Origin of the sequence: Actinoplanes sp. NPDC049265 (assembly GCF_043197135.1) — a bacterium.
Classification (GTDB): Bacteria; Actinomycetota; Actinomycetes; order Mycobacteriales; family Micromonosporaceae; genus Actinoplanes.
Map to the genome: position 1 here is coordinate 115,419 of NZ_JBICSP010000023.1, position 22,753 is coordinate 138,171.

A 22,753-nucleotide genomic window follows, 5' to 3' on the forward strand; every position below is an offset into this window, starting at 1 on the left:
AGACGCCGACCGGCAATCTGAACGGTGGAGGTGGCGTATGCGCGTGCTCGTCGTCGAGGACGAGGTGGAACTGGCCGAGACCGTCCGGGATGGGCTGACCAGGGAGGGCTTCACCGTCGACCTGGCCCATGACGGGGTCGACGGCCTCTGGCTGGCCTCGGAGAACCCCCATGGCCGCTACGACGTGATGGTGCTGGACATCATGCTGCCCAAGCTCAGCGGCTACGAGATCTGCCGGCAGCTGCGCGGCAAGCAGGTGTGGACGCCGATCCTGATGCTCACCGCCAAGGACGGCGAGTACGACGAGGCCGACGCGCTCGACCTCGGCGCCGACGACTATCTGATCAAGCCGTTCTCGTTCGTCGTGCTGATCGCCCACCTGCGCGCCCTGATCCGCCGGGGCGCCCCGGAGCGGCCGGCCGTGCTCGCCGCCGGTGACCTCACGCTGGACCCGGCCGAACGGCGGGTCCAGCGTGGCGGCGCCCCGATCGCGGTCACCCCTCGCGAGTTCGCGCTGCTCGAGTACCTGTTGCGGCACCGCGGCGAGGCGGTGACCAAGACGGCGCTGATCGAGAATGTGTGGGACGCCCACTTCGACGGCGACCCGAACATCGTCGAGGTCTACATCGGCTATCTGCGCAAGAAGATCGATCATCCGTTCGGCCGCACGGCCATCGAGACGGTCCGCGGTGCCGGCTACCGCCTGGCCACCGACGGCGGCTGAATCCGTCCCGGCCGGGCCCGCCGCGCGCGGGAAAGCTCGACGAACACCGGGATCAGCGACACGACCACGATGCCGAACAGGATCGGCTCGATGTTGGCCAGAACGAAGTCGATCCAACGGCGTGAGCGCTCCGCGTGGCGCCGGGATACAGGGCTGGTTCTCAGCCAGGGCTTGTACCCCTTCAGCGCCCGGTCGGCGGCCCCTCGACGCTGGGCAGGTCGGCTCGTTGCACCATGGCCAGAAGCTTGGGGTAGTCGAAGGTCGCCTTCGCCTCAGCGATCAGCCGTTCGCGGTAGGCCGCGTCCGGCACGCCCAAGATCGAAGCTGCGATGTCGGCCTGTGCCTCCCCCTCTGGGATCCGAGTGCGCCATTTCGGCCCTACCACCGAATCGAGCAGTTCGCCGCACGAGGCGCCGACGGAGTACCCGCGTCGCCTGGCGAGCCAGTCCAGCAGCACGAACCCGTCGGTCAGATCCTCAGTGCGGTCGGCGATCTGATGGCCACTCATCCGCACGTACCGGTCCTCAACGAACCGGGCTGTGCCCTCGAAGTACTGGTAGAAGCGGTCATAGCGGTCGGCCTCCGGCAGCCTGAGCCGGCGAGCGGCACGGATCGCCAGGTACGTCCGCAGTGTCGAGACCGCAGTCGGCAGCGGCCGACTCGGCGGCACGGAAAGCACTGCGTCCTCGAGGAGAGCAAGTGCCGCGTTCTCGGCGTCCCGGGGATATTCCATCGGCTTCGGCTGCGGGGTGGGATAGGGCTTCCACCCTGATTGGTGAATGTGAAACGCCTCGTGTACCAGGACGCGGGCGGCGAGCCACTCGCTGGGATCCAGGATGGCCGACCGTGGCGTGGTGAAACCGACGAGCAGGGTCGGTTTCGCAGCGATATCGGCCGACCCGATGATGCCGTTCGGCGACCGGGCGGCGTCCAGACCCGGGCCTTGGGTGATGCGGTACACCGCGCCGAGTCCCAGCGCGTCGGGCAGGCGTACTGGCCGGGCATCGCCGAGCAGGGTCGGGCGACGCGCGTTCAGCACGTAGGCATAGTCCGGCTGAGGCTGGCGTTCGCGCCGCCACCGACAGTTCAGACCGCACCCGACCAGCGTCGGCGTGACCGAGACGCACCCGGGGACGCACCAGCTCGATCTCTTCCGGAGTCGCACCACCAACCCCGCAGCATCCACAACAGACACCACGACGACGCGCCGCAACCTGCTGGCCGGATCCGGTGTCCCCTTGCTGGTTGCTGACCGTCGCGGTGCGCGCGGTCCTGGCCGGCGGCCCAGCGGTTGGTGAGCCGGAGTGGTGCGACCGGCACGCGCAACGGCCCCGGGGAGTAGCCGGCCCGCGGTGAAGAGCGTCACCTTTTCGTCCACGTTGGTTTTTCCCGACAACTCGTCGTAATCTTTACGACGAGTTGTCGCATAAAACTCGGGCAATCCGTTAGGGAGGAATCATGACCACGCAGCGTGCCCTCATCGTCGGCATGGGCGTCGGAGGCCTGGCCACAGCCCTGCGTCTACACGAAATCGGTTGGGAGACCGTGATCGTGGAGCGCGCCGCGGGGCGCCGCTCCGCCGGTTACTTCATCGCGCTCTTCAACACCGGCCGCGCGGCGGCGCAGCGGCTGGGCGTGCTCGACGCCATCGGTGACCGGCTCGATCCGACCACGGAAACCTACGACATCGACCGCTCGGGCGGTCGCCGACGGGGAATGGGCTACGGCGACATACCCGCCCAACCCTCCCTGATGCTTCGGGGCGACGTGGAGACAGCACTCTACGAAGCCGTCGAGCCACTGACCGAGATCCGGTACTCCACCGGCCCGGTGGCCATCGATGAACATCCGGACGGTGTGGACGTCACCCTGCGTACCACCGCGGGAGACGTCCACACCGATGCCACGGAACAGTTCGACCTCGTCGTCGGCGCCGACGGACTTCGCTCCACAGTGCGCCGCCTGCACTTCGGGCCCGACAGTGACTACGTGCAGCCCTTCCACCACATCATCGGAGCGGCCATCCTGAACAGCGCCGTGCCGGGCTTCCGCCGCAACGACAGCATCGTGCTGGCCGAGCCCGGCCGGTCAGCCTGGGTCTTCGCGTTCGCCAACCACCAGCCGACGGTGCTGTTCAACTACCGCACGACACACGAAGACACCGAGTTCGGCCGTCCGCCGATCGAGTCCCTGCGCCGAGCCTTCGGCCCTGAACCCGCCGGCGCCGTCCTGGAGAACCTCCTGCAGCAGTACGAGGAGGCCGACGAGTACCTGTTCGACTCCACCCACCAGGTGACGATGCCAAGCTGGCACACCGGACGCGTCGTCCTGCTCGGCGACGCCGCATGGTGCCTGACCCTCTACTCCGGCATGGGCGCCTCCACCGCCCTGGCCGGCGCCGACCTGCTGGGCACCAGCCTGCAGCGCAATCCCGGCGCTCTCACCCGCGGCCTGCGCGAGTGGGAACAGAAACTGCGGCCGTTCGTCCACATTCATCAGCAGAGCGGCCGCCGGGAGGGCTTGCCCACGTTCGTACCGCAGACACCCCGCGACAAGCTGACCCGGACGATCACCCAGACCCTGGCCGGCAGCCCGGTCACGACGCGGGCGATGAAAGCCTTCATCGCCAGGCAGGGCAGGGGCAAGTTCATCGACATCGCCGCGGCATGACCACCCATCGATCAGAACGGCGGAGAACCATGCATCCTGAACGTGCAAAGGTCCTTGTCCACGGCGTTCCCGAGACTTCGGACGTCTGGACACCACTCATCGACGAACTCGCGGCGCTCGGCCTGCGCGACGTGGTCCGGCTGTCCCCGCCCGGGTTCGGCGCACCCATGCCCGGCGGGTTCGGTGCGACCCTCGACGGATACCAGGATTGGCTGATAGCCGAGCTGTCGCGGTTCGACGCACCGGTCGACCTGGTCGGCCACGACTTCGGCGGCGTGCACACCATGAACGTCGCGATGGGCCGACCTGATCTCCTGCACAGCTGGACGACCGACACCGTCGGACTGTTCGCGTCCGACTACGTGTGGCACCCGACGGCGCAGACCTGGCAGACCCCCGGGGACGGCGAGCAGAACATCAAGGAGGTCTTCGGCGGCAGCGTCGCCGACCGGGCAGCGATGATGGCACAATGGGGATTCCCCGCGCGGATCGCCGACAAGCTCGCCGCCGCGCAGGGTGACGAAATGGGACGCGCAATCCTCGCGCTCTATCGTTCCGCCGCCCAGCCCGCCCTCGCCGGTAAGGGCCGTGACCTTCCCGCGGCGGCCGGTCGCCCGGGTCTGGCCCTGATGCCGACCGAAGATCCTTTCGTCGGCAGCCTGGTACAGCGACGCGGCGCGAGCGAACGTTCCGGGGCACGGACAGCCACCCTCGATGGCCTGGGCCACTTGTGGATGGTCGAGGATCCGGCCGGCTCCGCGCGCGTCCTCGCCGACTTCTGGGCCGCTGTCGACGCGCCCAGCTGAGGCAGCGCTGACAGCGCTTGGGTCCAGCGGAGCAGGGCGATGGCGGTCAGGGCGGCGGCCTTAGGTTGTCTGGTCGCCGCCCAGCACTGCCGGCTGACATCCGGCACTGGAAGAGGCGTCAGGCGGAAAGGTCGTCGGCGTGAACCGGGCGGCCCGGGAGCGTGTCGTGCGGGCCCGCCCGCAGGCTGTCCAGCATCAACGCCACACAGCGCCGCATCAGCAGGTCGTTCATGTCGGCGGATCCGCCCGGCGCCTTCCGGAGCAACAGCGTCACCAGGACGAAGACATCTCCGGTACCTACGTCGGGACGCAGCGATCCTTCTTGCTGAGCCCGGGTCACCAGTGCCTCCATCGCAACGATGAAACCGGCGCGCAACTCACGGAATCGTGCGTCGCCGGTCAGCTCCCGTTGCAGGTCATCAGTCAGCATCGTCAGCAGGGTGCTGAACCCGAGGTCGATCGAGCGTCGCATCAACCGGGCGAGGGACTCCCACGCGGTGCCCTCCGCGGTCAAGGCGGCTCGCGCCTCGGCCTCCAGCGCTGAGACATTCTCCATCGCCACGGCCCGGATCAGCGATGAACGGTCCGGGAAGCGGCGGTACAAGGTGCCGATGCCAACGCCGGCGCGCCGGGCGATCTCTTCCAGCGGCGCCGCCGAACCCGCCTCGATGAAGACGACGCGCGCCGCCGCCACGATCTGGGCGCGGTTGCGCTCTGCGTCAGCGCGGAGCCGGCCCGTCACAGCCGCCATGGCGCATCCCCGCCTCCGCTGAAATAGCCTTCGCCGACTATCGACACGCCCACGCCATCAGGTTAACGGCCGGGCAGGGCACCAAGCTTCGGCGGCCCGCTGGCCTGCTGCTTCCCAGCTTCGTCGCGCCATCCAAAGTACACCGCATAGTGCACTTCATGACAGGATGGTTCTTAAAGGGCAACAAGCTCGCCGATGCGGAGGTTCAACCTCCGTATTGTGCCCAAGTACTCCTTGACAAGGCACTCTTGGTTCCGCGAACCGGAGGTAGGACCTCCGTATAGACCTACACTGTCCCAACACTCGGATCGGCTCGTTAGTCAACCATCGTTGACGGCGTTGCCGTCGGCTGCGATGCGACGGTTCGTGGAGAGGTTTGTCGGATGATCAGGACAGTGGACGTCGTTGTCGTCGGCGCTGGAATGTCTGGCCTCTACGCTTTGCACAGGTTGCGCGGCGCAGGCCTGACCGTCCAGGTGTTCGAGGCAGGCGGCGATGTTGGCGGCACCTGGTACTGGAACCGCTATCCCGGTGCCCGGGTTGACGTGAAAAGCATGGAGTACAACTTCTCCTTCGACCCGGACCTGGAGCAGGACTGGGAGTGGACCGAGAAGTACCCGCCACAGGAACAGCTGCGACGCTACTTCGACCACGTCGCCGACCGTTTCGACCTGCGTCGCGACATTCAGCTGAAAACGCGGGTCATCGAGGCCGTCTACGCCGAACCCGCGCAGCGCTGGCTGGTGCGTACCGACCGCGGCGACGAGGTGACCGCGCAGTACGTCATCATGGCCACCGGCTGCCTATCGGCGGCGAAGCTTCCCGAGGTACCTGGCTTGGAACGCTTCACCGGCCGCTGGTACCACACCGGCCACTGGCCCGAAGAAGCCGTGGACTTCACCGGCGAGCGCGTCGGCGTGGTCGGCACCGGCTCGTCCGGAGTCCACGTGATACCCCTGATCGCGCGGCAAGCCGCCGAGCTGACCGTCTTCCAGCGCACACCGAACTTCGTGATCCCGGCCAACAACCACCCGATCGATCCGGAACACCAGCGGTCGGTCAAGTCCAACTACGCACAGTTCCGCCAAGCCAACCGTGAGTCCGCATTCGGAACCGCCTTTCCCCTTGCGACGAAATCGGCGTTGCAAGTCAGCGACGAGGAACGCACGGCCTACTTTGACCAGCATTGGTACGGTCCCGACAATCATCCGGCCGGCCTGCTCGTCGGCTACACCGACATGATCACGAGCAGGGAAGCCAACGACACGGTCGCTCGATACGTCCGGGACCGAATCGCCGAAATCGTCGATGACCCGCAGGTCGCCGCGACGCTGCAACCTGTCGACCACCCCTTCGGCACCAAACGCCCGTGCGTGGGCACCGATTACTACGAAACCTACAACCTGCCGCACGTCAACCTGGTAGACCTGCGCAAGACACCGATCACCGAGATCACGCCGTCCGGAATCCGCACGTCGGAGCAGGAGCATTCGCTCGACGCGATCGTGTTCGCCACCGGGTTCGACGCGATAACCGGTGCGTTGTCACGCATCGACATCCGCGGCCGAGGTGGCTTGGCCCTGACCGAGAAGTGGGCCGAAGGCCCGCGTACGTATCTTGGTATCGCCGTCGCCGGCTTCCCGAACCTGTTCACGGTCACCGGACCAGGCAGCCCGTCGGTGCTGTCCAACATGGCCGTTTCCATCGAGCAACACATCGAATGGGTTGCCGACGTCATCGCGGCGCTGCGCGAGCGTGGCGCGGCGACCTTCGAAGCCACCATCGAGGCCGAGGGCGCATGGACACAGCACGTCGCCGACGTCAGCCGCATGACGCTCTATCCCGCCGCCGACTCCTATTACCTGGGCGCCAACGTGCCCGGCAAACCCCGCGTGTTCCTTCCTTACGCCGGCGGTGTCGGGCTGTACCGCGAGAAGTGTGACGAGGTCGCTGCGAACGGGTACGAAGGCTTCACCATCGCATGACCTCATCAGGTTCGACTCCTGCGGCATGCGATCACGCGCCGGTGTGTCCGGTCGGCCGGCAGAAAATGACCTGGGGAAGCCTGTGCAGAATCGAGTAAGCGCAAAGGAACTGCTCGGTACGTCCGACTTGCAGATACGTGCGGCCGCCGCCGCAACGCGCCACATTCAGTCCGAGTTGGTCGACGTCGTCGACGAGATTCTCGCAACCTTGAGTCCCACCGGGCCGTAGGCGTACACGGCCACCCCGGTGCTTGAGCCGGGCAGGACGGTTCCGAACATCAAGGTCCTGAACACTTACGATGACATCGTCAAGCTGGCCCATCCGGAGATGCAGACCGCGGTCCGTGATTACGTCGCGGATTCGGGCACCGTGGTCGAGTTGCACACCGCCGCCGAGATGCAAGCGCACTTCATGGCATTTTTCGAGCGTTACGACGTGCTGTCGATCGACGTGACCCAAAGCCACGCCGACGACTGGTTCTTCTTTCATGAGTTGCGCTGGACCGTACGCGACCGGAACCGCGACACGGTAGTCGTTCACCAACGGGCGGAGTTCGCCGAGGTTTCCGCCGACGGCCGGATCGTGGCGTACGTCGGTCACGGTGTCGACCCGGTACTTCAGCACCATGGCGGCTTGAAGTAGTCGTATGGACTCACCGCAGACCGGCCCCCTCCGTATGGAACCGCTGCGGCCGCACCTCGGCGCCTACGGAAGCGTTTCCGGTCCGCTGACCTGATCGGTCGCCCAGTCGACCCACTCGCGTTGCATCGCGGCGAAACGCTTACCCCATTCCAGAACGAGGTGACCGTAGGGCGAAGCATCGTCGGCGGTCCAGTCGATGGAGGCCTCCAGGTCGGTGAGATCGTTCAGCTGCTGGGAGCTGATCGCGCCCATGTACGCGAGGTACTCACGTGCCTGCTCCGGAGCAACCGAACCAAGAAAATAGACCCGCAGCAACACGTCGTTGCGAGGCGCCCGGCCCGGCTTCAGGTCCACCAGCCAGTGGCGCAGCTCCGCGCGGCCGTCGTCGGTCACCTCGTACACGGTGCGCCCTCGCGGACCCTCAGCATGTACGCGGATGAGCCCCGCCTCTTGAAGTTTCGCCAGCTCGCCATATAGCTGACTCTGCGTGCCCGTCCACACATGGGCCATCGCCATGTCAAAACGTTTGAGCAGGTCATAACCGCTGCTGGGGCGCTCCTGCAGCATCCCGAGCAGAGCGTGTCTGAGACTCACACCCCCGACTCTACACTCCGCCATTGACATGTCAAAGAAGGACCTTCTACTCTCGACATGTCAGTATTGGAGTATAGTGAGGCGGTCGGTTACATGAACTATCTGAAAGGGTTCAGCCCGTTCATCGTCTCCGCCCTGGTGGGTGTGCAGTTCGACTGGCGCGTCTCGGGGCTGACCGGTTTCCTCGTCGCCTGCCTGGTGGTGTTCTTCGAACGCCGCAGAGGACGCGGTTGGGACCTGATGGTGCTCGAGCTGAGCGCCTGGACCTACTTGGCCGCGCAGACCGCCGTCGCGTTCGCGTTCCCCCGTTCCCCCGTCGAGGCGTACACCGGCTTCATCTCGATGGGCTGGCTGGCCGCGGCCGCATGGGGGTCGTTGGTGATCGGCAAGCCATTCACCATCGCCATCGCTCGTGCGCGAACCCGGCCCGAGGTGTGGGACCACCCGGTCTTCATCCGCGCCAACGTCGCCATCACTCTGGTTTGGGCAGCAAGCTTCACCGTCGCCGCGGCGGCCGGGGCGTTGCTCATGCTCGCCGCTCCCGGACAGACCGTCGGCCAGATCGTCCTCAAAGTGGCCGCCTTCACCCTCCCGGTGATCTTCACCTTCTACTACCCCAAGGCCGTCCGGTCCCGTTTCGAAGGAGTCGTGAACCCATGACCACTACCGACTTTCACCTCGCAGGGCCGTTCGCGCCCGTGCACGACGAACTGACCGCGTACGACCTGCCCGTAACGGGAGCCCTCCCACCGGAACTGACCGGCTGGTACCTGCGCAACGGCCCCAACCCGCGCAGCGACTCCAAACACTGGTTCTTCGGTGACGGCATGGTGCACGGCGTCCGGCTCGAACACGGCCGCGCCGCGTGGTACCGCAACCGATGGGTGCACACCGACAGCTTCGACCAGCCGAACAGCCCCATCTACAACCCGGACGGCACCCGCAACCTACGCAACGGCAGCGCCAACACTCACATCATCAACCACGCCGGCCGCACCCTGGCGCTGGTCGAGTCCTCCCTGCCCTACGAGCTGACAAACGACCTGGACACGATCGGTGCGTACGACTTCGACGGTGAACTGGCCGACTCGATGACCGCCCACCCGAAAATCTGCCCCACGACCGGGGAGCTCCACTTCTTCGGCTACGGCAGCCTGACCGCACCGCACGTCAGCTACTACCGCGCCGACGCCGCCGGGAAACTGGTCGTCAAACAGCCCATCGATGTGCCGGGCCTGACGATGATGCACGACTTCGCCCTCACCGCCAGCCACGCCGTGTTCTACGACCTTCCAGTGGTCTTCGACCCCGCCACGGTCGGCAACGGCATGCCCTACCACTGGGACGAAAGCTACGGCGCCCGTCTCGGCGTACTCCGCCGCAATGACCCCACGGCCGGGGTCCGCTGGATTGAAATCAACCCGTGCTACGCCTTCCACACCCTCAACGCCCACGACACCGCCGACGGCCGCATTGCCGTGCACGTCATTCGCCACGACTACATGTGGCGCAACGGCAGCGACCGGGCACCGGGGCAACTGTGGCGGTGGACCCTCGATCCCGCGACCGGCACCGTCACGGAGGAATGCCTCGACGACCGACCCGCGGACTTCCCGCGGATCGACGACCGGCTGACCGGCACCGACGTCCGTTTCGGGCACGTCACCCATCTCGTGGTGGACGGCGGCCCGAGCGTGCTGCGCCGTCATGACCTGCACACCGGCGCGTCGGCCGAACACCGTTTCACACCGGCCCAGATCCCCGGCGAAGCGGTCTTCGTACCCGCGCAGGACGGTGGAGGGTGGCTACTGACATACGTCTATGACCGGACGACCGACCGCAGTGACCTGGTCGTGTTCGATGCCGCGAACGTTGCGGCGGCTCCGGTGGCCACGGTCCACCTGCCGCAACGCGTTCCGATTGGATTCCACGGCAACTGGCTGCCCGAAGGCTGATCCGCGGCGCCACCACTCGTGTCCAGCTCAGCTGCGGTGGGCGACCGGCGCGTTACCCGCCGGCCTTCGCCTCGTTGCTGTTGACCGCCGGCGCCCTGGGTGACCGCTTCGGTCACCGCACCGCTCTCGCGGCGCGCATGGTGAGGTTCGGGCCGCCGGTTGTGGGCCGGCTTCTCCAGCGATGCCGGCCACACCCATCGCCGCGCGCGCTGCGATGGGTGTGGGCAGCGCGCGGTGGAGGTGCCGGCCCGAACAGCCCACTTATGCCGGCCACCATTCGCAAGAGGAGCTAGCGATCATGCGTGCCGCCCTGATGTACGCCGCAGGTGACGTCCGCGTCGAGGCCGTCGCCGACCCCACCCTGGAGAGGCCGACCGACGCGATCGTGCGTGTCGTGCGTGCTTGTGTCTGTGGCAGCGACCTGCACCCGTACCACTCGATGCCCGCCTCGCCAGTGGGCCGGCAGATGGGTCACGAGTTCCTCGGCGTGATCGAGCAGACCGGCTCCCGAGTCGCGACCGTCGAGACCGGCGACCTGGTGCTCGCCTCGTTCTCGTCTCAGGACAACTCCTGCGAATTCTGCTGCGCCGGCGTGCAGACCTCCTGCTCGCACCCCGAGTCGGGGTTGTTCAGCGCCGCGCAGGCCGAGCTGGTCCGGGTCCCACTCGCCGACGGCACCCTCTATCCGTTGCCCGCTGACGCGGACGCCGCGCTGCTGGCGTCGTTGCTGACCCTGGCGGACGTGTACGGGACCGGTTATCACGCCGCGAAGATGGCGAACGTCTCCGCCGGCGACACCGTCGCCGTCATCGGAGACGGAGCGGTGGGGCTGCTGGCTGTCCTCTCGGCCAGGCAACTGGGCGCCGAGCGCATCATCTTGATGGGCCGCCACCGGGCCCGCACCGACCTCGGGCTCAAATACGGGGCCACCGACGTGGTACCCGAGCGAGGCGAGAAGGGTGTCGCCGCCGTTCGCGAACTCACCCGCGGCGGCGCGCACAAGGTCCTCGAAGCCGTCGGCCACCGACCCGCCTACGATCAGGCCGTCGGTGTGGTCCGTGCCGGCGGCGTCATCAGCCGCGTCGGTGTGCCGCAGTACGACGAGGCATCGGTCGGCTTCGCCAGCCTGTTTGGCCGCAACATCACCCTCACCGGCGGCCTCGCGCCCGTCCGGGCATACGTCGATGAGCTGCTGCCCCTGGTCCTGGATGGCTCGGTGGACCCAGGCCAGGTGTTCGACAGCACCGTCGCCCTGGACGAGGTCCCCGCGGCGTACCGAGCCATGAACGACCGGAGCGTCCTCAAGGCCCTGATCGCCTTCTAGTCCGAAAACCAGGTGAAGTCCAGGACGGACATGGGCGGCCGGCCGGCGCGGTTCCTTTCAGGCCTCGTTGGCATCGAAGGAGTCGCCGGTGGATGCGCGCCGTGCAAGCAGAGTTCCGAATCTTATGTTGATGGTCAACAAAAGTATTATCTATGCTAGACGTATCTACCCGGTCGTAGGGGTTCGGTCGAAGAAGGAGGCATCATGGCGGAACAGGTGTCCGCGGGACAGGCGGACACGGCCCGCATCATTGCCGCCGTTCGAGCCGGCGTCTCGACCCGGCGCGAGCTCTCGACCGTGCTCGGCCTCGGCCGTGCCCCGGTCACGCAGCGCCTCGAGGCGCTGCTCGCGGCCGGGCTGCTGGTGGAGGGAGAGTTCGCAGCGTCGACCGGCGGTCGAGCAGCGCGTGAGTACCGCTTCAACGACAGTGGTGGCGTTGCGCTTGCCGCACGTATCGGGATCGAGTCCTATCGGGTAGCCGTCACCGATCTCTCGGGTGCCGTCATCTCAGCGGCGGACGGTGAGTTCCTGCTCGGCGCAGAGCCCGCAGCGGTTCTCTCCGCTGTCGAGCGAGACCTGCGAACGCTCTTCTCCGCGATCGCGGCACCGGCTCCGGTGTGGGGCGTGGGCGTGGGGATCGCAGGAACGATCGAGTTCACGACGGGCCGGCCAATCGCACCGCTCTCGCTTCCGGGCTGGCACGGCTACAACGTGCGTCAACAACTGAGTCGAGCCTTCAACGCACCTTGCTGGGTCGACAACGATGCGAACCTCATGGCCCTCGGCGAGCTGCGGGCCGGTGCGGGTCGGTCCGTCGAGAACCTCGTCTTCATCTACACGGCCGGTGGGGTCGGAGCCGGGATCGTCTCCCACGGGCAGGTCCACCGAGGCGAGACGGGCGGCGCTGGGGACATCGGCCATATCCATGTCTCGGACGACCCCGACCGGGTGTGTGTATGCGGCTCGACGGGCTGCCTGTCCGCCGTAATCGGATCCCTCGCCATCGAGCAGGCGGCCCTCCGCGCCCGGCAGCCGGCAGTCGGCCGTGATCCGTCGACGGACCAGACCTGGACGTATCGGGACGTCATTCAGAACGCGGCGTCCGGCGACCAAGTAGCCGTGGCGATCGTCGACGAAGCCGCTGTCGCGCTCGGCGGAACCATCGCGATGCTCGTCAACGTGCTGAACCCGGCAGTCGTCGTCCTGGGTGGTTCGCTGGTGGAGGGGGACGGGAGGGTGCTGTCGCGAGTGCGAGAGATCGTCTACCGGCGGAGCACGCGGCTCGCGGCTGAGCACCTTTCGATCGAACTCTCGTCGCTGGGTCCGGACGCCGGCATCATGGGCGCTGCGCAACTGGTCGTCGAGCAGGCGCTGCGTTCGCCTACCTTTTTGAAGTGGTATCGACAGGACGGCCGGAGCGCGCACCCGGGGCCGCTCGCCGACCTGGCGGAGTCGGTCGATCAGTTGGGCTAGCCCGGGCCCCCGACCCGCCGTGGCGGGCGGACCTCCCGCGCGTCCTGGACAGGTTCGGGCCCCTCGCCCGTCCCGCCTGCCGTCGCCAACCTCTCTTGCAAGGGTCGCCGACGCAGGTTACTTTTGCTGGAAAACAACAAAGGTTGGGTTGCTGATTCACCTCCGGTTGACTTTTCGATGGTGATGGCATCCAGCGACATCCGGCCTGTGGCGTTCCGTGGAGGGTGTGGCAGTGCAGGGCATACAGCGGGGAGTGAGTCTCTACTCCTTCCAGGAGGAGTTCTTCCTCGGCACCATGAATCTCGACGCTCAGATCGCGGCAGCGGCCTCCTTCGGGGCGCTCGGGATCGAGGTCATTCCGCATCAGACCTTCGCGTCGTACCCGCATCTCAGCGATCGCGAGGTGGAGCACTGGCACGAACTGCACGCGCTGCACGGCACGACCCCCGTGGCGTACGACTCCTTCGCCGACTCCAAGCGGATCTCGGGGCGCGTGCTCTCGAACGACGAACTCCTCGATGACCTGGTGCGGGACATGCGGCTGTCGTGGCGGCTCGGGTGCCAGATCGTCAGGGTCCAGATGAACACCCCGCTCGACGTCTTCGAGGAGGCGGCACGTCACGCGGAGGACTTCGACCAGCGACTCGCGATCGAGGTGCACGCTCCGATGACCTACGAGAGCCGCTGGATCAAGCGCTTCATCGATGTGATCGAACGAGTCGACAACGGCAGGCTGGGTCTGATGGGGGACATGTCGACCTTCTCGCCGACGTTCGCTCCGGTGATCTACGACTGGGCGCGATCGATCGGCGCGTCGAGCCGCCTGCTCGACTACGTGAAGAGCGCCTACGAGGGGCCCGAGCCAAAGAGCCTTCACACCTTGGGGGCCGAGCTTGGCTACCTGGGTGCCACCGGGCCGGACGCGTCTCTCGGCGGCCTGACGGGATACATGACGTCGGTGGATCCCGAAACGCTCGTCCCTCACCTGCCGTATCTGTTCCACTTCCAGGCCAAGTTCTGGGACATGGTCGGCGATGATCACGAGGCGAGTATCGATTACTCGGGCGTGATCGAGGTCCTCGCTCGTCACGGCTGGAGCGGGTACCTGTCCAGCGAGTACGAGGGGAACCGCTTCATCCAGGACCGCATGCCCGTCGACAGTGTTGATCAACTTCGGCGTCAGCACTCCATGCTCGAGCGTCTCATCGAGCTGCACAGCAAGGTGGCCTCGGATGTTTGATCGATACATCATCGTGAACGACAGCCTTCGCGCAACCCAGTCGGGCGAGTCCGTGACCGGCTTCGCCGTGGACCTCCGTCTTCCGTACTACCGCGGTCTCTGGCTCTCGGCGGTCACGGTCTCGGTCCACGTCGACGGCGAGGAGATCGCCCCCGAGACGGCCTCGCTCACCGTGCACGGGAACACCTACCCGCTCGACCGGCTCTCGGAGGTGAGCGAGGACCGCTGGCCGTTCGACGAGGCGGCGACCTTCTCCGTGACGCGTCCTGGAGGGCTGGAGGTCGGAGAGCACGTCATCGCCGCCCGGCTCCACGTCCGCGTCGCCTACCACGCGGCGGGCTTCGAAGGGCACAACGAGAAGACCCTGGTGCTACGGGAGGCCCGATGAACACCGGCTCCGCGCACAAGCCCGTCGACGTCGTCATCGTGGGCAGCGGGCCAGTCGGCGCCGCCATCGCCCGGACCATAACTGATGAGGCGCCGGATGCGCGCGTCCTGCTGGTCGAGGTGGGGCCTCGTCTCACGCATCAGGTCGGCCAACACCTCGGCAACATCCCTGATCCGGCTGACCAGGCCGATGCTCGGCACAGGGCGCAGGGACCCTACACGCAGCGCGTCGATCAGGACCCGCTGTTCTCCGAGCGCGCACGGGCACTCGAGCCCGGAGCGGATCCGATGCTGCTCGAACGACCCGGACTGTTCCGGATCGGCGAACGCTCACGCATCGACGGGGAGGACGGGCTGCCCGCCGCCGCGATGACCAGCGCGGTCGGCGGCATGGGCATCCTGTGGACAGCATCCTGCCCTCGTCCCAGCGGAAGTGAGCGCATACCGTTCATCCCCGCACATGAGCTGGAATCGGCGTTCGAGCGTGCGGACGCCCTGCTCCGGGTCGACCACCAGCTCAACGCGGCCGCACCGGTGAACCGGCTCGTGCGGCAACGCCTGTCCGCGGTGTACGACGGGGCCGGCGATCGTCCGGTGCAGCCCCTTCCACTCGCCGTCCGTGTCGAAAATGGCCGCGCGGTCTGGTCCGGCATCGATGTAATCCTCGGCGACATGCTGGAGTTGCCGCAGGTCGAGTTACGGGACGAGACGTTGGCGCGCCGCGTCGTCATGGAAGGCGGCGATGCGGTCGGCGTCGAACTGGAGGACCGGCGGACGGGTGAGCGGTACGTGCAGCCCGCTCGAACGGTCGTCGTCGCGGCCGATGCCTACCGGACTCCGCAGCTGCTGTTCGCCTCGGGTGTCACTCCGGAAGCCCTCGGCAGGTACATCAACGACCATTTCCAAATGCTCGCCGCCGTCCGCTTGCGTGCCGAGGATGACCAGGCGTCGATCGGTGCCGACGACGCAGCTGCCGCATGGCTGCCCATAGGCGGGACGTGGGTGCCGTTCGTCGACACGATCCGCCCGTACCACGGTCAGATCCTGCAGGTTGGCGCTTCTCCAGCTCAGCTAGCCAACGGAGGCGTCGAGCAGATGAAGGACATCGTAGCTATGTCGTGGTACTCACCGAAGGAGCTACATGCGACCGACAGAATCGAATTCAGCGAGGTCGATGTGGACAGTTACGGGATGCCGGCGATAACCGTGCACTACCGCGTCACCGATGCGGACCGCGCGTCGCTCGACGGCATGCGGCAAGCCATGATCCGCGGAGCCGACGCCCTGGGCGAACTGCTACACCCGGGGCCCCTGCTCATGCCCGGCGGCGTGTCCATGCATGTACAGGGAGCGACCCGCATGGGCGAGCACGATGACGGGACCTCGGTATGCGATCCCGTCGGGCGAGTCTGGGGAACCAGCAACCTGTACGTCGGCGGGAACAACGTCATCCCGACCGCGACGGCCGCCAACCCCACCATCACCAGCGTCGCTCTCGGTGTCCGAACCGGTCGCGCCATCGCTAGCGAATTCCGCGTCCGATGAAGTTCCGGCGGCGGCTGGTGTCCGGCCGCATCGAGACGCAGAAGCTCGTCGACGGCGGCTGGCAGCGCACAGACTCGACGGCATGGGCCACATCCATCAGCGCTGAGGAAGAGGCGCGGCTGTTGCCCGACCACGACGACTCCACCGATGCCGTCCTGCTTCCCGTGCGCCCGCGTTCCTTCCGCGACTTCATGGTGTTCGAACGGCACATGATCGATGCGGCGCGGGGAATGACCGCACGGTTTGCCCCTCGCGTCGCGCGATTCGCCCACCTCGTCGAGCAGGTCAGTCGGCGCCCGTTTCCTCGATTCCGGCCCGATCGGCTGTGGTATCGGGAGCCAATCTATTACATGAGCAACGCTCTCACCTTCGTCCCGTCCGGGACGCCGGTAGCTCCGCCTCCGTACAGCACCGCCTTCGACTACGAGTTCGAGATCGGGTTCGTGCTGGCCGAACCGCTCTACAACGCCAGCCCCGAGGCGGCGGCGAAGGCAATCGGGGCGGTGTTCCTGCTCAACGACGTCTCCGCCCGTGATGTGCAGCGCGGGGAGATGCTGAGTGGCTTCGGGCCCCAGCGCTCGAAGCACTTCGTAAGCTCCATGTCGGACACCGCGATCACTGCTGAGGCTGTGGTTCCGGAGATAGGCCGTACGCGGACACCGACGGGATGACCGTCATCGACAGCGGATACCCAGGCGAGCGCACCGACTTCGAGAGGTCGATCCGGCAGCTCGGGAAGCCCGAGGGGGCTCGGAGCTCGACCTGCCCGGGCACCCGGTGTCGATCGCAACGCCGGGGCACACTTCAGGGCACACGATGTTCGCCTTCTCGCGGCAGCGCGTCCTGGTGACCGGCGATGCCCTCATGACCGGGCACGGCACCTCCGGTGTACACGGCCCGCAGCTCCTCGCGCGTCCGTTTCACCACAACGTCGCAGAGGCAGTCGGCTCCCTCGACGCCCTCCGCGGGCGAGGCCACGTGACGATCCTGCCCGGGCACGGCGACCCATTCTCCGGCGATGCGGATGAACTGGTCGACCTCGCCCTCTCCCGCCCCGTCGCCCATTGACGACGGCCGACCAAGGACGGAAACGATGGGTTATCGCCTCTCCGCATGCCTCGACCTACTGTTCACGGAGAACCGGCCGGACATAGGCGACCGCGTCCGCGCCGCCGCCGACGCCGGCCTCGACGCCGTCGAGATCTGGGGGCTGCAGGACAAGAACATCGACTCGCTCAAGTCCGGTCTGACGGACACCGGGGTCGAGCTCCTGTCCCTGGTGGTGGAACCACGTACACAATTCATGCTCGACCCGCGCCACGAGCCCTTCTACGAGGGACTGCAATCGGCCGCGGACGCGGCCGAAGACCTGGGATGCCCGTACCTCGTCGTGACAAGCGGTATCGGCAACCCGGGGGTACGACGCGCTCAGCAGCTCGACCAGTTGGTCGAGGTCTTCGCCCATGCCGCCGATCTTCTCCACAAGCGTGAAGTCACACTACTGCTCGAAAATGTGAATACTCGGGTCGATCACCCTGGGAGTCTTCTTGACCGCACCTCGGAGTGTGCAGATGTCGTGCGGAGGGTTGCCTCCCCCCGCTTTCGCCTTCTGTACGACCTATACCACTCGGTGAGCATGGCCGAAGACGTCAGCGCGGAACTCGATGCCGCATCGGGCCTCGTCGCGCACATTCAGATCGCGGACACCCCCGATCGAACTGAACCCGGTTCGGGAACGCAGGACTGGCCGCTACGCCTACGGCAAGTGCGCGCTACCGGATACGACGGCGTGATCGGATTGGAATACCGGCCGACGAGCGACACGGTTCGCTCGCTCGACTACATCCGTGAGGTTGCCAGCACAAGCTGGTGACGAGGCGACGTTCACTCAGCAGGACTTCGTTAGGTTGTCGCGGTGTGTCGCTTGTAGCTGGTCGGTGATGGTGGTTGGCCGGACGAGGCGGGGAAGAAGAGACCTCACGTTCGTAGCTGGGCGGTTTGCCCACTCTGATTCGAGCCGCTCACCGAGGAACAGAAGAGAGCGGCGAACGAGCAGTAACGCTCGTTCGCCGCCCTGTTTCAGAAGCCGGCTGGCTTCGTGATCGTCACGGGCTGCCCGAAGTCGTAGTACTCGGTCGTCGTGCGCCGCTCCGGCTGGTCGACCGTGATGCGGCGGATCAGATCGCCGGCCGTCCAGATATCGATGGACGTGATCTGGTCGGGGTGCTCGACTTCGAACCAGGCCGTCTGCCCGGCCGGCAGAGCGGTAAGGGCCTTGCGCGACTCGGCCGTCAGCTTCACCTGGTAGTGCGTGGCGTCGGCGCCGCGTACCTGCTCGGTCCCCTTGTCGGTCACGTCCGCTCCGTCGAGGGCGGCTTGCACCACATTCCCGGTCGCCTCGGCGAACGGAGCGAGACCGTGCTCATTCGGTCCCTTGTTCTTGTGGGGGGTGCCGTCGGAGTCGGAAGTGGACTCGTATGCGACGCCGCCGACGATCGTCGTGTTGATGGTGCCGATGTCGTCCTGCGTGACGATCTTCATGTCGGCGCCGTTCGCCTCGATGGTGGTATTCGACGCCCCGCCCGTCTTGAGCTCCGAGTGGGTGGTGCCGCGAAGCGTGACGACCTTCTCGATGCGTTCGGCGGCGGTCAGGACCGCCGCGGAGGCGGAGGTGCTGTGGCCGCCGAGGACGACGACCGTGGCGAGCACCGAGGCGGCCACGCCGGTTCCGGCCGCTGCCCAGGTCATCCATCGCCGCGAACGCGGTGGCCGTTGCACCTGGGTATTCGTGCGGGTGTTCGTATCCGGGGTTTGCAGGGACATGGCTCGCTCCAGAATGGTGTCGTACCGGACCGATCCCGGCGCCGGCGGCGCATCGCGCAGAGTCGGATCCAGCCTGCGGAGTTCGGTGAGCTCCCAGTCCTCAGAACCCGTCATGGGTGGTGCTCCCTTCTGCGTGGGATTCGCTAGGTTCATGTCCGGTAGCCCGCGATTCTCGCCGCTGCAATTGGGCCCGCAGTTTGGCGCGGGCCTTGTAAAGACGCGACGAGACGTTCGCGGCACTTATCTGCAGCAGGGTCGCGATCTCCGAGATGGACAACTCGTCCCAGGCCCGCAGCAGCAGCAATTCCTGGTCGTCGTCCGACAGCCCCGAAAGCGCGACCCAGACCTCGTTGTCGGGCGGTGGCACCGGCTCGTACGACGAGGGCGTCGGGTCGACGGTGGCCAGGCGCAGGTGAAGCCGATCCCTGCGCTCATGACCACGCCGATGATTGGCCAGCACGTTGCGGGCCACACCGAACAGCCACAACCGCCCCTCACCGGCCGGCACCTCACTGCGCCGGCGCCACGCCACCGCGAACGCCTCGGCGGTGATGTCATCCGCCTCGGTGGGTGAATCCGTACGGCGACGTGCGAACCGCCACACATCGGCGACGTGAGCCGAATAGAACGCGCTGAAAGTATCCTGGTTCATACCACCTCCGGTCAGGGGACGACCGCACTGCGGCTCACCGGATACATGTCCGGGTGCACTCCGATCTCGCCACAGATCGCGTCTGTCTCACAACGTGCCTCGCGATCCAGCGGGAGGTTGATCGGGCCGACGTCGCCCAGGTCCAGGACCAGGCGCAGCGGTGCGCCTGGACGGACACCGACATTGGGAAGTGGTTTTGCGAGTGTTTGCCGCTCACGCTGGGATTCCGGATCGTGAGCGGCATCTCGCTGTGGCGGGAAGTAGCCGCGGCTGGGCGCCCGCGCGGGTGATCGTGGTTATTACCTGCCGATCCGCTACGCCGTCCACAGATCGCTGATGCGTTGCGCCGCCTGCGCCGCCTGGTGCAGACCAGCGTCAAACGCGGCCTGGATGCGGGAGCGAACCATATAGTCGCGTCCGCCGTCCGTGATCTCAATGAACTCCGGGCCGGGTTCGATCAGCTCAACTTGGCTGCCTTCCTGGCGCCTTTCCTCGAGTTCCATGACCACCTGGGCGGCCATCATGTCGTGCATCGGGCCGGCATCCGGCACCGGCGTAGTGACCAGAAGGCTGGACACGGCAAGGATACGCCCATGACCACGTGCGAGATCGGAATTGAGGTTGCTCTTGAGCCCACCGTCGAGGTAAGGCCGTCCTTTGATCTTTACTGCCGGAAAGACCAGCGGTGCGGCACAACTCGACGCGACCGCCCGGAATAGCGGGACACCCGAACTGTGACTCCAGGACTGGAACTCACCCGATGTGGCCTCAACAGCTGTGGCTACGAACGCCTGCGGCCACTTCTCGCCGAGGAACGAGAACTTCTCGACGAAGGCGGGTTCGTCGATGCTCTCGACCTCAAGAGCGGCCCGACCGATGCGGCGGCGCCCCGCCTCGGGTGAGACGTCGGCAGCTGCCTGCGCCATGATCTCGAACATCGTAGAGAACCGTTCCGGGGTCACGAACGGCTCGGTCGACTCTATCGCCAGATCCAGCGTGCTCAGCAGTTCCTTCGGATCTCCGCCCAGGGTGAACGAAGCGCCAGAGAGCGAACCCGCGGAGGTTCCGATCACGCTGTCGGCGGCAGCGAGGTCGACCCCCGCATCGGTCAGCCCGCGCAGAAGTCCCGCCTCCCATGCGGCCCCCAGCAGACCTCCCCCGCTCAAAACCACGGCGCGTCGTGTTGCATCGGACATGGACACCTCCAATAAGAGACCAGTGGTCCGTCATTCACGCTAGCGGACCACTGGCCTCTTATGCAAGCAGGCACTGATCCTTATCCTCACAACATGCGAGATGGATTCCAGCGTGCGCGTCGGCCTGAGCAAGTCGCCGAGCGGCGGGCCTCGATTCTGGCCGTGGCCAGGGACCTCCTCACCCAGCGGCGCCTCACTGAGATCAGCCTTCGCGAGCTCAGCCTCGAGGTAGGCCTCTCGAAGTCGAACGTGTTGCGCTACTTCGACAGCCGCGAGGCGATCTTCCTCGAACTGCTGAAGGCCGAGTGGACCGCATGGCTCGATGCCCTCGACGACTCACCACCGGCTCCGGCCGGGGGGCCGTGGGGCCCGTCGCTCGCCGTGGCCGACATCTTGGCCCGCACGCTCGCCGAGCGGCCCCTGCTGTGCGAGCTCTTCAGCAGCCTCGCCGCCGTGCTCGAGCACAACATCTCCCTTGAGTACGCCCGTGAGTTCAAGATGTGGTCGCGCGAGCACCAGCTGAGGCTCCACAGGTGGTTGACCGACCGCCTGCCCGGGCTGGCCGATGAATCGGCGTTCACCTTCGCCGTGGCGACGGTGATCATCTCCGGTGCCGTCTGGCCCTACAAGCGCCGCTCCGAAACCCTCGTGGAAGCGGCTCGGCAGCTGGGTGAACCGGCAGAGGACTCCTTCGAGGCGGATCTTCGTACTGGCCTCAGGGCTCACCTCATCGGCACCGTGATCCTCACGGACTCCGCGGGCAACGACGACAACGGATGCTGATCGAGGTCGGCCACGCCTCGAAGTCGCCGTTGGTGATCATGGCGCGTAGCAGGAGTACGGCCTCTGCGCCGGCAGGCTCCAGCGGGCACCGGTGATCGCCAGACGGTGCTTCAGCAGGCAGCGGCACGCTCCGATCACGCCGGTTCGGCATCCATCACACGGGTCACTCAGCTCAGCGAAAACGCACCCGGACGTATACCTCGACGTGCCTACAGCGAGGCGGCATCCAGGACGAGCCGGTATCTGACGTCGGCCGCGTCCAGGCGGGCGAAAGCCGTACCCATCTGGTCCGCATTGATGATCTCGGCCTCGGCGGCGATGCCGTGCGTGGCGCAGAAGTCGAGCATCTCACGTGCTTCGCGGAGGCTGCCGATGGACGTCCCGGCCAGTCGGCGCCGACCGGTGATGAGGGGCCCGACCGGCACAGACAGCGGCGTGGTCGGTGCGCCGGCCATGACGAGGGTTCCGTTCACGTCGAGCAGGGTGAACATCGGGGCGAGGTCGGTAACCGCTGAGACGGTGGAGATGATCAGGTCGAAGGCCCCCGCCGGCGCGTCGGGCACGGTGTGGAAGCCGGTGGCGCCGAACCGCCGGGCGTCCCGCTCCCGCTCCTGACTGCGACTCAGGACGCTGACCTGAGCACCCATCGCGACAGCGAGCTTGACACCCAAGTGGCCGAGTCCGCCCAGGCCGACGATCGCCACCCGGACGCCCGGCCCGGCGTCCCACTCGCGCAGCGCGGAGAACATGGTGATGCCCGCGCACATCAGCGGCGCCGCGGCGGCCATGTCCAAAGTCGAGGGAAGGCTCAACGCAAAGTCCTGGCCCACGACCATGCGCTCGCTGAAACCACCCGCGTCCGCCGGGGCCCCTCCGCCGCCCGTGCAGTACTGCTCCTGCCCGGCCCGGCAACTCGGACAGGTTCCGCACGATCCCAGCAGCATCCCGACGGCGACCCGGTCGCCGATCGTGTGCGCGGTGACCTTCGTACCGACTGCGGACACGAAGCCGGTCACCTCATGGCCGAGCACCGTCGGGTATGTCGAGTAACCCCAGTCGTTGCGGGCCATGTGCAGGTCGGAATGGCAGATACCGGCGTAGGCGACGTCGACCGTGATCTCGGCCGGGCCGGGCTCGCGACGGTTGATGCGTACCGGTTCCAGCGGTGCGCCCGCGCGCAGGACGGACAGGGCTTTGATCAT

The 22,753-nt window shown here is 66.7% G+C and carries 23 protein-coding genes; 16 read left to right on the plus strand and 7 right to left on the minus strand.

Going from position 1 to position 22,753, the window contains the following annotated elements; translation table 11 throughout:
* Positions 1-37 precede the first annotated feature (37 nt).
* Positions 38-724 carry a response regulator transcription factor gene (locus ACGFIO_RS37725; RefSeq protein ID WP_392834370.1) on the plus strand — a complete coding sequence of 229 codons (687 nt, stop codon included), beginning with the start codon at positions 38-40 and terminating at the stop codon, positions 722-724.
* 181 nt (positions 725-905) lie between these two features.
* Here ACGFIO_RS37725 and ACGFIO_RS37730 read toward each other — a convergent pair whose 3' ends face one another.
* On the minus strand, positions 906-1,763 hold the full coding sequence (locus ACGFIO_RS37730) for a hypothetical protein (RefSeq protein ID WP_392834371.1): 858 nt from the start codon (positions 1,761-1,763) through the stop codon (positions 906-908).
* A gap of 419 nt (positions 1,764-2,182) precedes the next feature.
* Between ACGFIO_RS37730 and ACGFIO_RS37735 the strand changes: the two genes are divergently transcribed.
* Together ACGFIO_RS37735 and ACGFIO_RS37740 are read left to right on the plus strand one after the other, a co-directional pair.
* Complete coding sequence (locus ACGFIO_RS37735; protein ID WP_392834374.1) at positions 2,183-3,394, plus strand: FAD-dependent monooxygenase; 1,212 nt, start codon at positions 2,183-2,185, stop codon at positions 3,392-3,394.
* A 29-nt stretch (positions 3,395-3,423) separates the two neighbouring features.
* On the plus strand, positions 3,424-4,200 hold the full coding sequence (locus tag ACGFIO_RS37740) for an alpha/beta fold hydrolase (protein ID WP_392834377.1): 777 nt from the start codon (positions 3,424-3,426) through the stop codon (positions 4,198-4,200).
* 118 nt (positions 4,201-4,318) lie between these two features.
* Here ACGFIO_RS37740 and ACGFIO_RS37745 read toward each other — a convergent pair whose 3' ends face one another.
* Complete coding sequence (locus ACGFIO_RS37745) at positions 4,319-4,951, minus strand: TetR/AcrR family transcriptional regulator (protein ID WP_392834379.1); 633 nt, start codon at positions 4,949-4,951, stop codon at positions 4,319-4,321.
* Positions 4,952-5,346: 395 nt separating this feature from the next.
* Here ACGFIO_RS37745 and ACGFIO_RS37750 point away from each other — a divergent pair, with 395 nt between their 5' ends.
* Together ACGFIO_RS37750 and ACGFIO_RS37755 are read left to right on the plus strand one after the other, a co-directional pair.
* The gene (locus tag ACGFIO_RS37750) at positions 5,347-6,936 is read left to right on the plus strand and encodes a flavin-containing monooxygenase (protein ID WP_392834382.1); all 1,590 of its coding nucleotides are present in this window, start codon (positions 5,347-5,349) and stop codon (positions 6,934-6,936) included.
* A gap of 247 nt (positions 6,937-7,183) precedes the next feature.
* The gene (locus tag ACGFIO_RS37755; protein WP_392834384.1) at positions 7,184-7,579 is read left to right on the plus strand and encodes a hypothetical protein; all 396 of its coding nucleotides are present in this window, start codon (positions 7,184-7,186) and stop codon (positions 7,577-7,579) included.
* Positions 7,580-7,642: 63 nt separating this feature from the next.
* Here ACGFIO_RS37755 and ACGFIO_RS37760 read toward each other — a convergent pair whose 3' ends face one another.
* Positions 7,643-8,173, minus strand: coding sequence for a PadR family transcriptional regulator (locus ACGFIO_RS37760; RefSeq protein WP_392834386.1), 531 nt, complete (start codon positions 8,171-8,173; stop codon positions 7,643-7,645).
* Between the two features lie 57 nt (positions 8,174-8,230).
* Between ACGFIO_RS37760 and ACGFIO_RS37765 the strand changes: the two genes are divergently transcribed.
* From ACGFIO_RS37765 to ACGFIO_RS37810, 10 genes are all read left to right on the plus strand, one after another.
* The gene (locus ACGFIO_RS37765) at positions 8,231-8,833 is read left to right on the plus strand and encodes a hypothetical protein (protein WP_392834389.1); all 603 of its coding nucleotides are present in this window, start codon (positions 8,231-8,233) and stop codon (positions 8,831-8,833) included.
* Positions 8,830-10,128 carry a carotenoid oxygenase family protein gene (locus ACGFIO_RS37770; RefSeq protein WP_392834390.1) on the plus strand — a complete coding sequence of 433 codons (1,299 nt, stop codon included), beginning with the start codon at positions 8,830-8,832 and terminating at the stop codon, positions 10,126-10,128. Before ACGFIO_RS37765 ends, ACGFIO_RS37770 begins: the two co-directional genes overlap by 4 nt.
* A 298-nt stretch (positions 10,129-10,426) precedes the next feature.
* Positions 10,427-11,452 carry a zinc-binding dehydrogenase gene (locus ACGFIO_RS37775; protein ID WP_392834392.1) on the plus strand — a complete coding sequence of 342 codons (1,026 nt, stop codon included), beginning with the start codon at positions 10,427-10,429 and terminating at the stop codon, positions 11,450-11,452.
* Positions 11,453-11,656: 204 nt separating this feature from the next.
* A complete protein-coding gene (locus ACGFIO_RS37780) occupies positions 11,657-12,925 on the plus strand; it encodes an ROK family protein (RefSeq protein ID WP_392834395.1) in 1,269 nt (422 codons plus the stop codon).
* Positions 12,926-13,178: 253 nt separating this feature from the next.
* Entirely contained in the window at positions 13,179-14,165 is a 987-nt protein-coding gene (locus ACGFIO_RS37785) for a sugar phosphate isomerase/epimerase family protein (RefSeq protein ID WP_392834396.1), read from the plus strand.
* Positions 14,158-14,553 carry a DUF6379 domain-containing protein gene (locus tag ACGFIO_RS37790; protein ID WP_392834397.1) on the plus strand — a complete coding sequence of 132 codons (396 nt, stop codon included), beginning with the start codon at positions 14,158-14,160 and terminating at the stop codon, positions 14,551-14,553. The genes ACGFIO_RS37785 and ACGFIO_RS37790 overlap by 8 nt, the downstream gene beginning before the upstream one ends.
* Complete coding sequence (locus tag ACGFIO_RS37795; RefSeq protein ID WP_392834399.1) at positions 14,550-16,097, plus strand: GMC oxidoreductase; 1,548 nt, start codon at positions 14,550-14,552, stop codon at positions 16,095-16,097. The genes ACGFIO_RS37790 and ACGFIO_RS37795 overlap by 4 nt, the downstream gene beginning before the upstream one ends.
* A complete protein-coding gene (locus ACGFIO_RS37800) occupies positions 16,094-16,768 on the plus strand; it encodes a fumarylacetoacetate hydrolase family protein (protein ID WP_392834401.1) in 675 nt (224 codons plus the stop codon). Before ACGFIO_RS37795 ends, ACGFIO_RS37800 begins: the two co-directional genes overlap by 4 nt.
* 16 nt (positions 16,769-16,784) lie before the next feature.
* Positions 16,785-17,165 carry an MBL fold metallo-hydrolase gene (locus ACGFIO_RS37805; protein ID WP_392834435.1) on the plus strand — a complete coding sequence of 127 codons (381 nt, stop codon included), beginning with the start codon at positions 16,785-16,787 and terminating at the stop codon, positions 17,163-17,165.
* A gap of 25 nt (positions 17,166-17,190) precedes the next feature.
* Positions 17,191-17,970: a TIM barrel protein gene (locus ACGFIO_RS37810; protein WP_392834404.1), complete on the plus strand. Its 780-nt coding sequence runs from the start codon at positions 17,191-17,193 to the stop codon at positions 17,968-17,970.
* A gap of 206 nt (positions 17,971-18,176) precedes the next feature.
* Here ACGFIO_RS37810 and ACGFIO_RS37815 read toward each other — a convergent pair whose 3' ends face one another.
* The 3 genes from ACGFIO_RS37815 to ACGFIO_RS37825 all read right to left on the minus strand — a co-directional run bounded on the left by ACGFIO_RS37815 (position 18,177) and on the right by ACGFIO_RS37825 (position 20,768).
* Complete coding sequence (locus ACGFIO_RS37815; RefSeq protein WP_392834406.1) at positions 18,177-19,034, minus strand: hypothetical protein; 858 nt, start codon at positions 19,032-19,034, stop codon at positions 18,177-18,179.
* The gene (locus tag ACGFIO_RS37820) at positions 19,021-19,572 is read right to left on the minus strand and encodes an RNA polymerase sigma factor (RefSeq protein ID WP_392834409.1); all 552 of its coding nucleotides are present in this window, start codon (positions 19,570-19,572) and stop codon (positions 19,021-19,023) included. The genes ACGFIO_RS37815 and ACGFIO_RS37820 overlap by 14 nt, the downstream gene beginning before the upstream one ends.
* A 314-nt stretch (positions 19,573-19,886) precedes the next feature.
* Complete coding sequence (locus ACGFIO_RS37825) at positions 19,887-20,768, minus strand: patatin-like phospholipase family protein (RefSeq protein ID WP_392834411.1); 882 nt, start codon at positions 20,766-20,768, stop codon at positions 19,887-19,889.
* Between the two features lie 93 nt (positions 20,769-20,861).
* On the opposite strand from ACGFIO_RS37825, the gene ACGFIO_RS37830 reads away from it, so the two are divergent.
* Entirely contained in the window at positions 20,862-21,551 is a 690-nt protein-coding gene (locus tag ACGFIO_RS37830; protein WP_392834413.1) for a TetR family transcriptional regulator, read from the plus strand.
* 209 nt (positions 21,552-21,760) lie between these two features.
* On the opposite strand, the gene ACGFIO_RS37835 is transcribed toward ACGFIO_RS37830, so the two are convergent.
* Positions 21,761-22,753, minus strand: coding sequence for an NAD(P)-dependent alcohol dehydrogenase (locus tag ACGFIO_RS37835; protein ID WP_392834415.1), 993 nt, complete (start codon positions 22,751-22,753; stop codon positions 21,761-21,763).

Coding starts and splice junctions, on each gene's coding strand:
- ACGFIO_RS37815 (WP_392834406.1), bottom strand. CDS start 19,034: ATGACGGGTTCTGAGGACTGGGAGCTCACCGAACTCCGCAGGCTGGAT.
- ACGFIO_RS37725 (WP_392834370.1), top strand. CDS start 38: ATGCGCGTGCTCGTCGTCGAGGACGAGGTGGAACTGGCCGAGACCGTC.
- ACGFIO_RS37810 (WP_392834404.1), top strand. CDS start 17,191: ATGGGTTATCGCCTCTCCGCATGCCTCGACCTACTGTTCACGGAGAAC.
- ACGFIO_RS37765 (WP_392834389.1), top strand. CDS start 8,231: ATGTCAGTATTGGAGTATAGTGAGGCGGTCGGTTACATGAACTATCTG.
- ACGFIO_RS37825 (WP_392834411.1), bottom strand. CDS start 20,768: ATGTCCGATGCAACACGACGCGCCGTGGTTTTGAGCGGGGGAGGTCTG.
- ACGFIO_RS37790 (WP_392834397.1), top strand. CDS start 14,158: ATGTTTGATCGATACATCATCGTGAACGACAGCCTTCGCGCAACCCAG.
- ACGFIO_RS37770 (WP_392834390.1), top strand. CDS start 8,830: ATGACCACTACCGACTTTCACCTCGCAGGGCCGTTCGCGCCCGTGCAC.
- ACGFIO_RS37820 (WP_392834409.1), bottom strand. CDS start 19,572: ATGAACCAGGATACTTTCAGCGCGTTCTATTCGGCTCACGTCGCCGAT.
- ACGFIO_RS37830 (WP_392834413.1), top strand. CDS start 20,862: ATGCGAGATGGATTCCAGCGTGCGCGTCGGCCTGAGCAAGTCGCCGAG.
- ACGFIO_RS37735 (WP_392834374.1), top strand. CDS start 2,183: ATGACCACGCAGCGTGCCCTCATCGTCGGCATGGGCGTCGGAGGCCTG.
- ACGFIO_RS37780 (WP_392834395.1), top strand. CDS start 11,657: ATGGCGGAACAGGTGTCCGCGGGACAGGCGGACACGGCCCGCATCATT.
- ACGFIO_RS37835 (WP_392834415.1), bottom strand. CDS start 22,753: ATGATCAAAGCCCTGTCCGTCCTGCGCGCGGGCGCACCGCTGGAACCG.
- ACGFIO_RS37775 (WP_392834392.1), top strand. CDS start 10,427: ATGCGTGCCGCCCTGATGTACGCCGCAGGTGACGTCCGCGTCGAGGCC.
- ACGFIO_RS37795 (WP_392834399.1), top strand. CDS start 14,550: ATGAACACCGGCTCCGCGCACAAGCCCGTCGACGTCGTCATCGTGGGC.
- ACGFIO_RS37740 (WP_392834377.1), top strand. CDS start 3,424: ATGCATCCTGAACGTGCAAAGGTCCTTGTCCACGGCGTTCCCGAGACT.
- ACGFIO_RS37800 (WP_392834401.1), top strand. CDS start 16,094: ATGAAGTTCCGGCGGCGGCTGGTGTCCGGCCGCATCGAGACGCAGAAG.
- ACGFIO_RS37745 (WP_392834379.1), bottom strand. CDS start 4,951: ATGGCGGCTGTGACGGGCCGGCTCCGCGCTGACGCAGAGCGCAACCGC.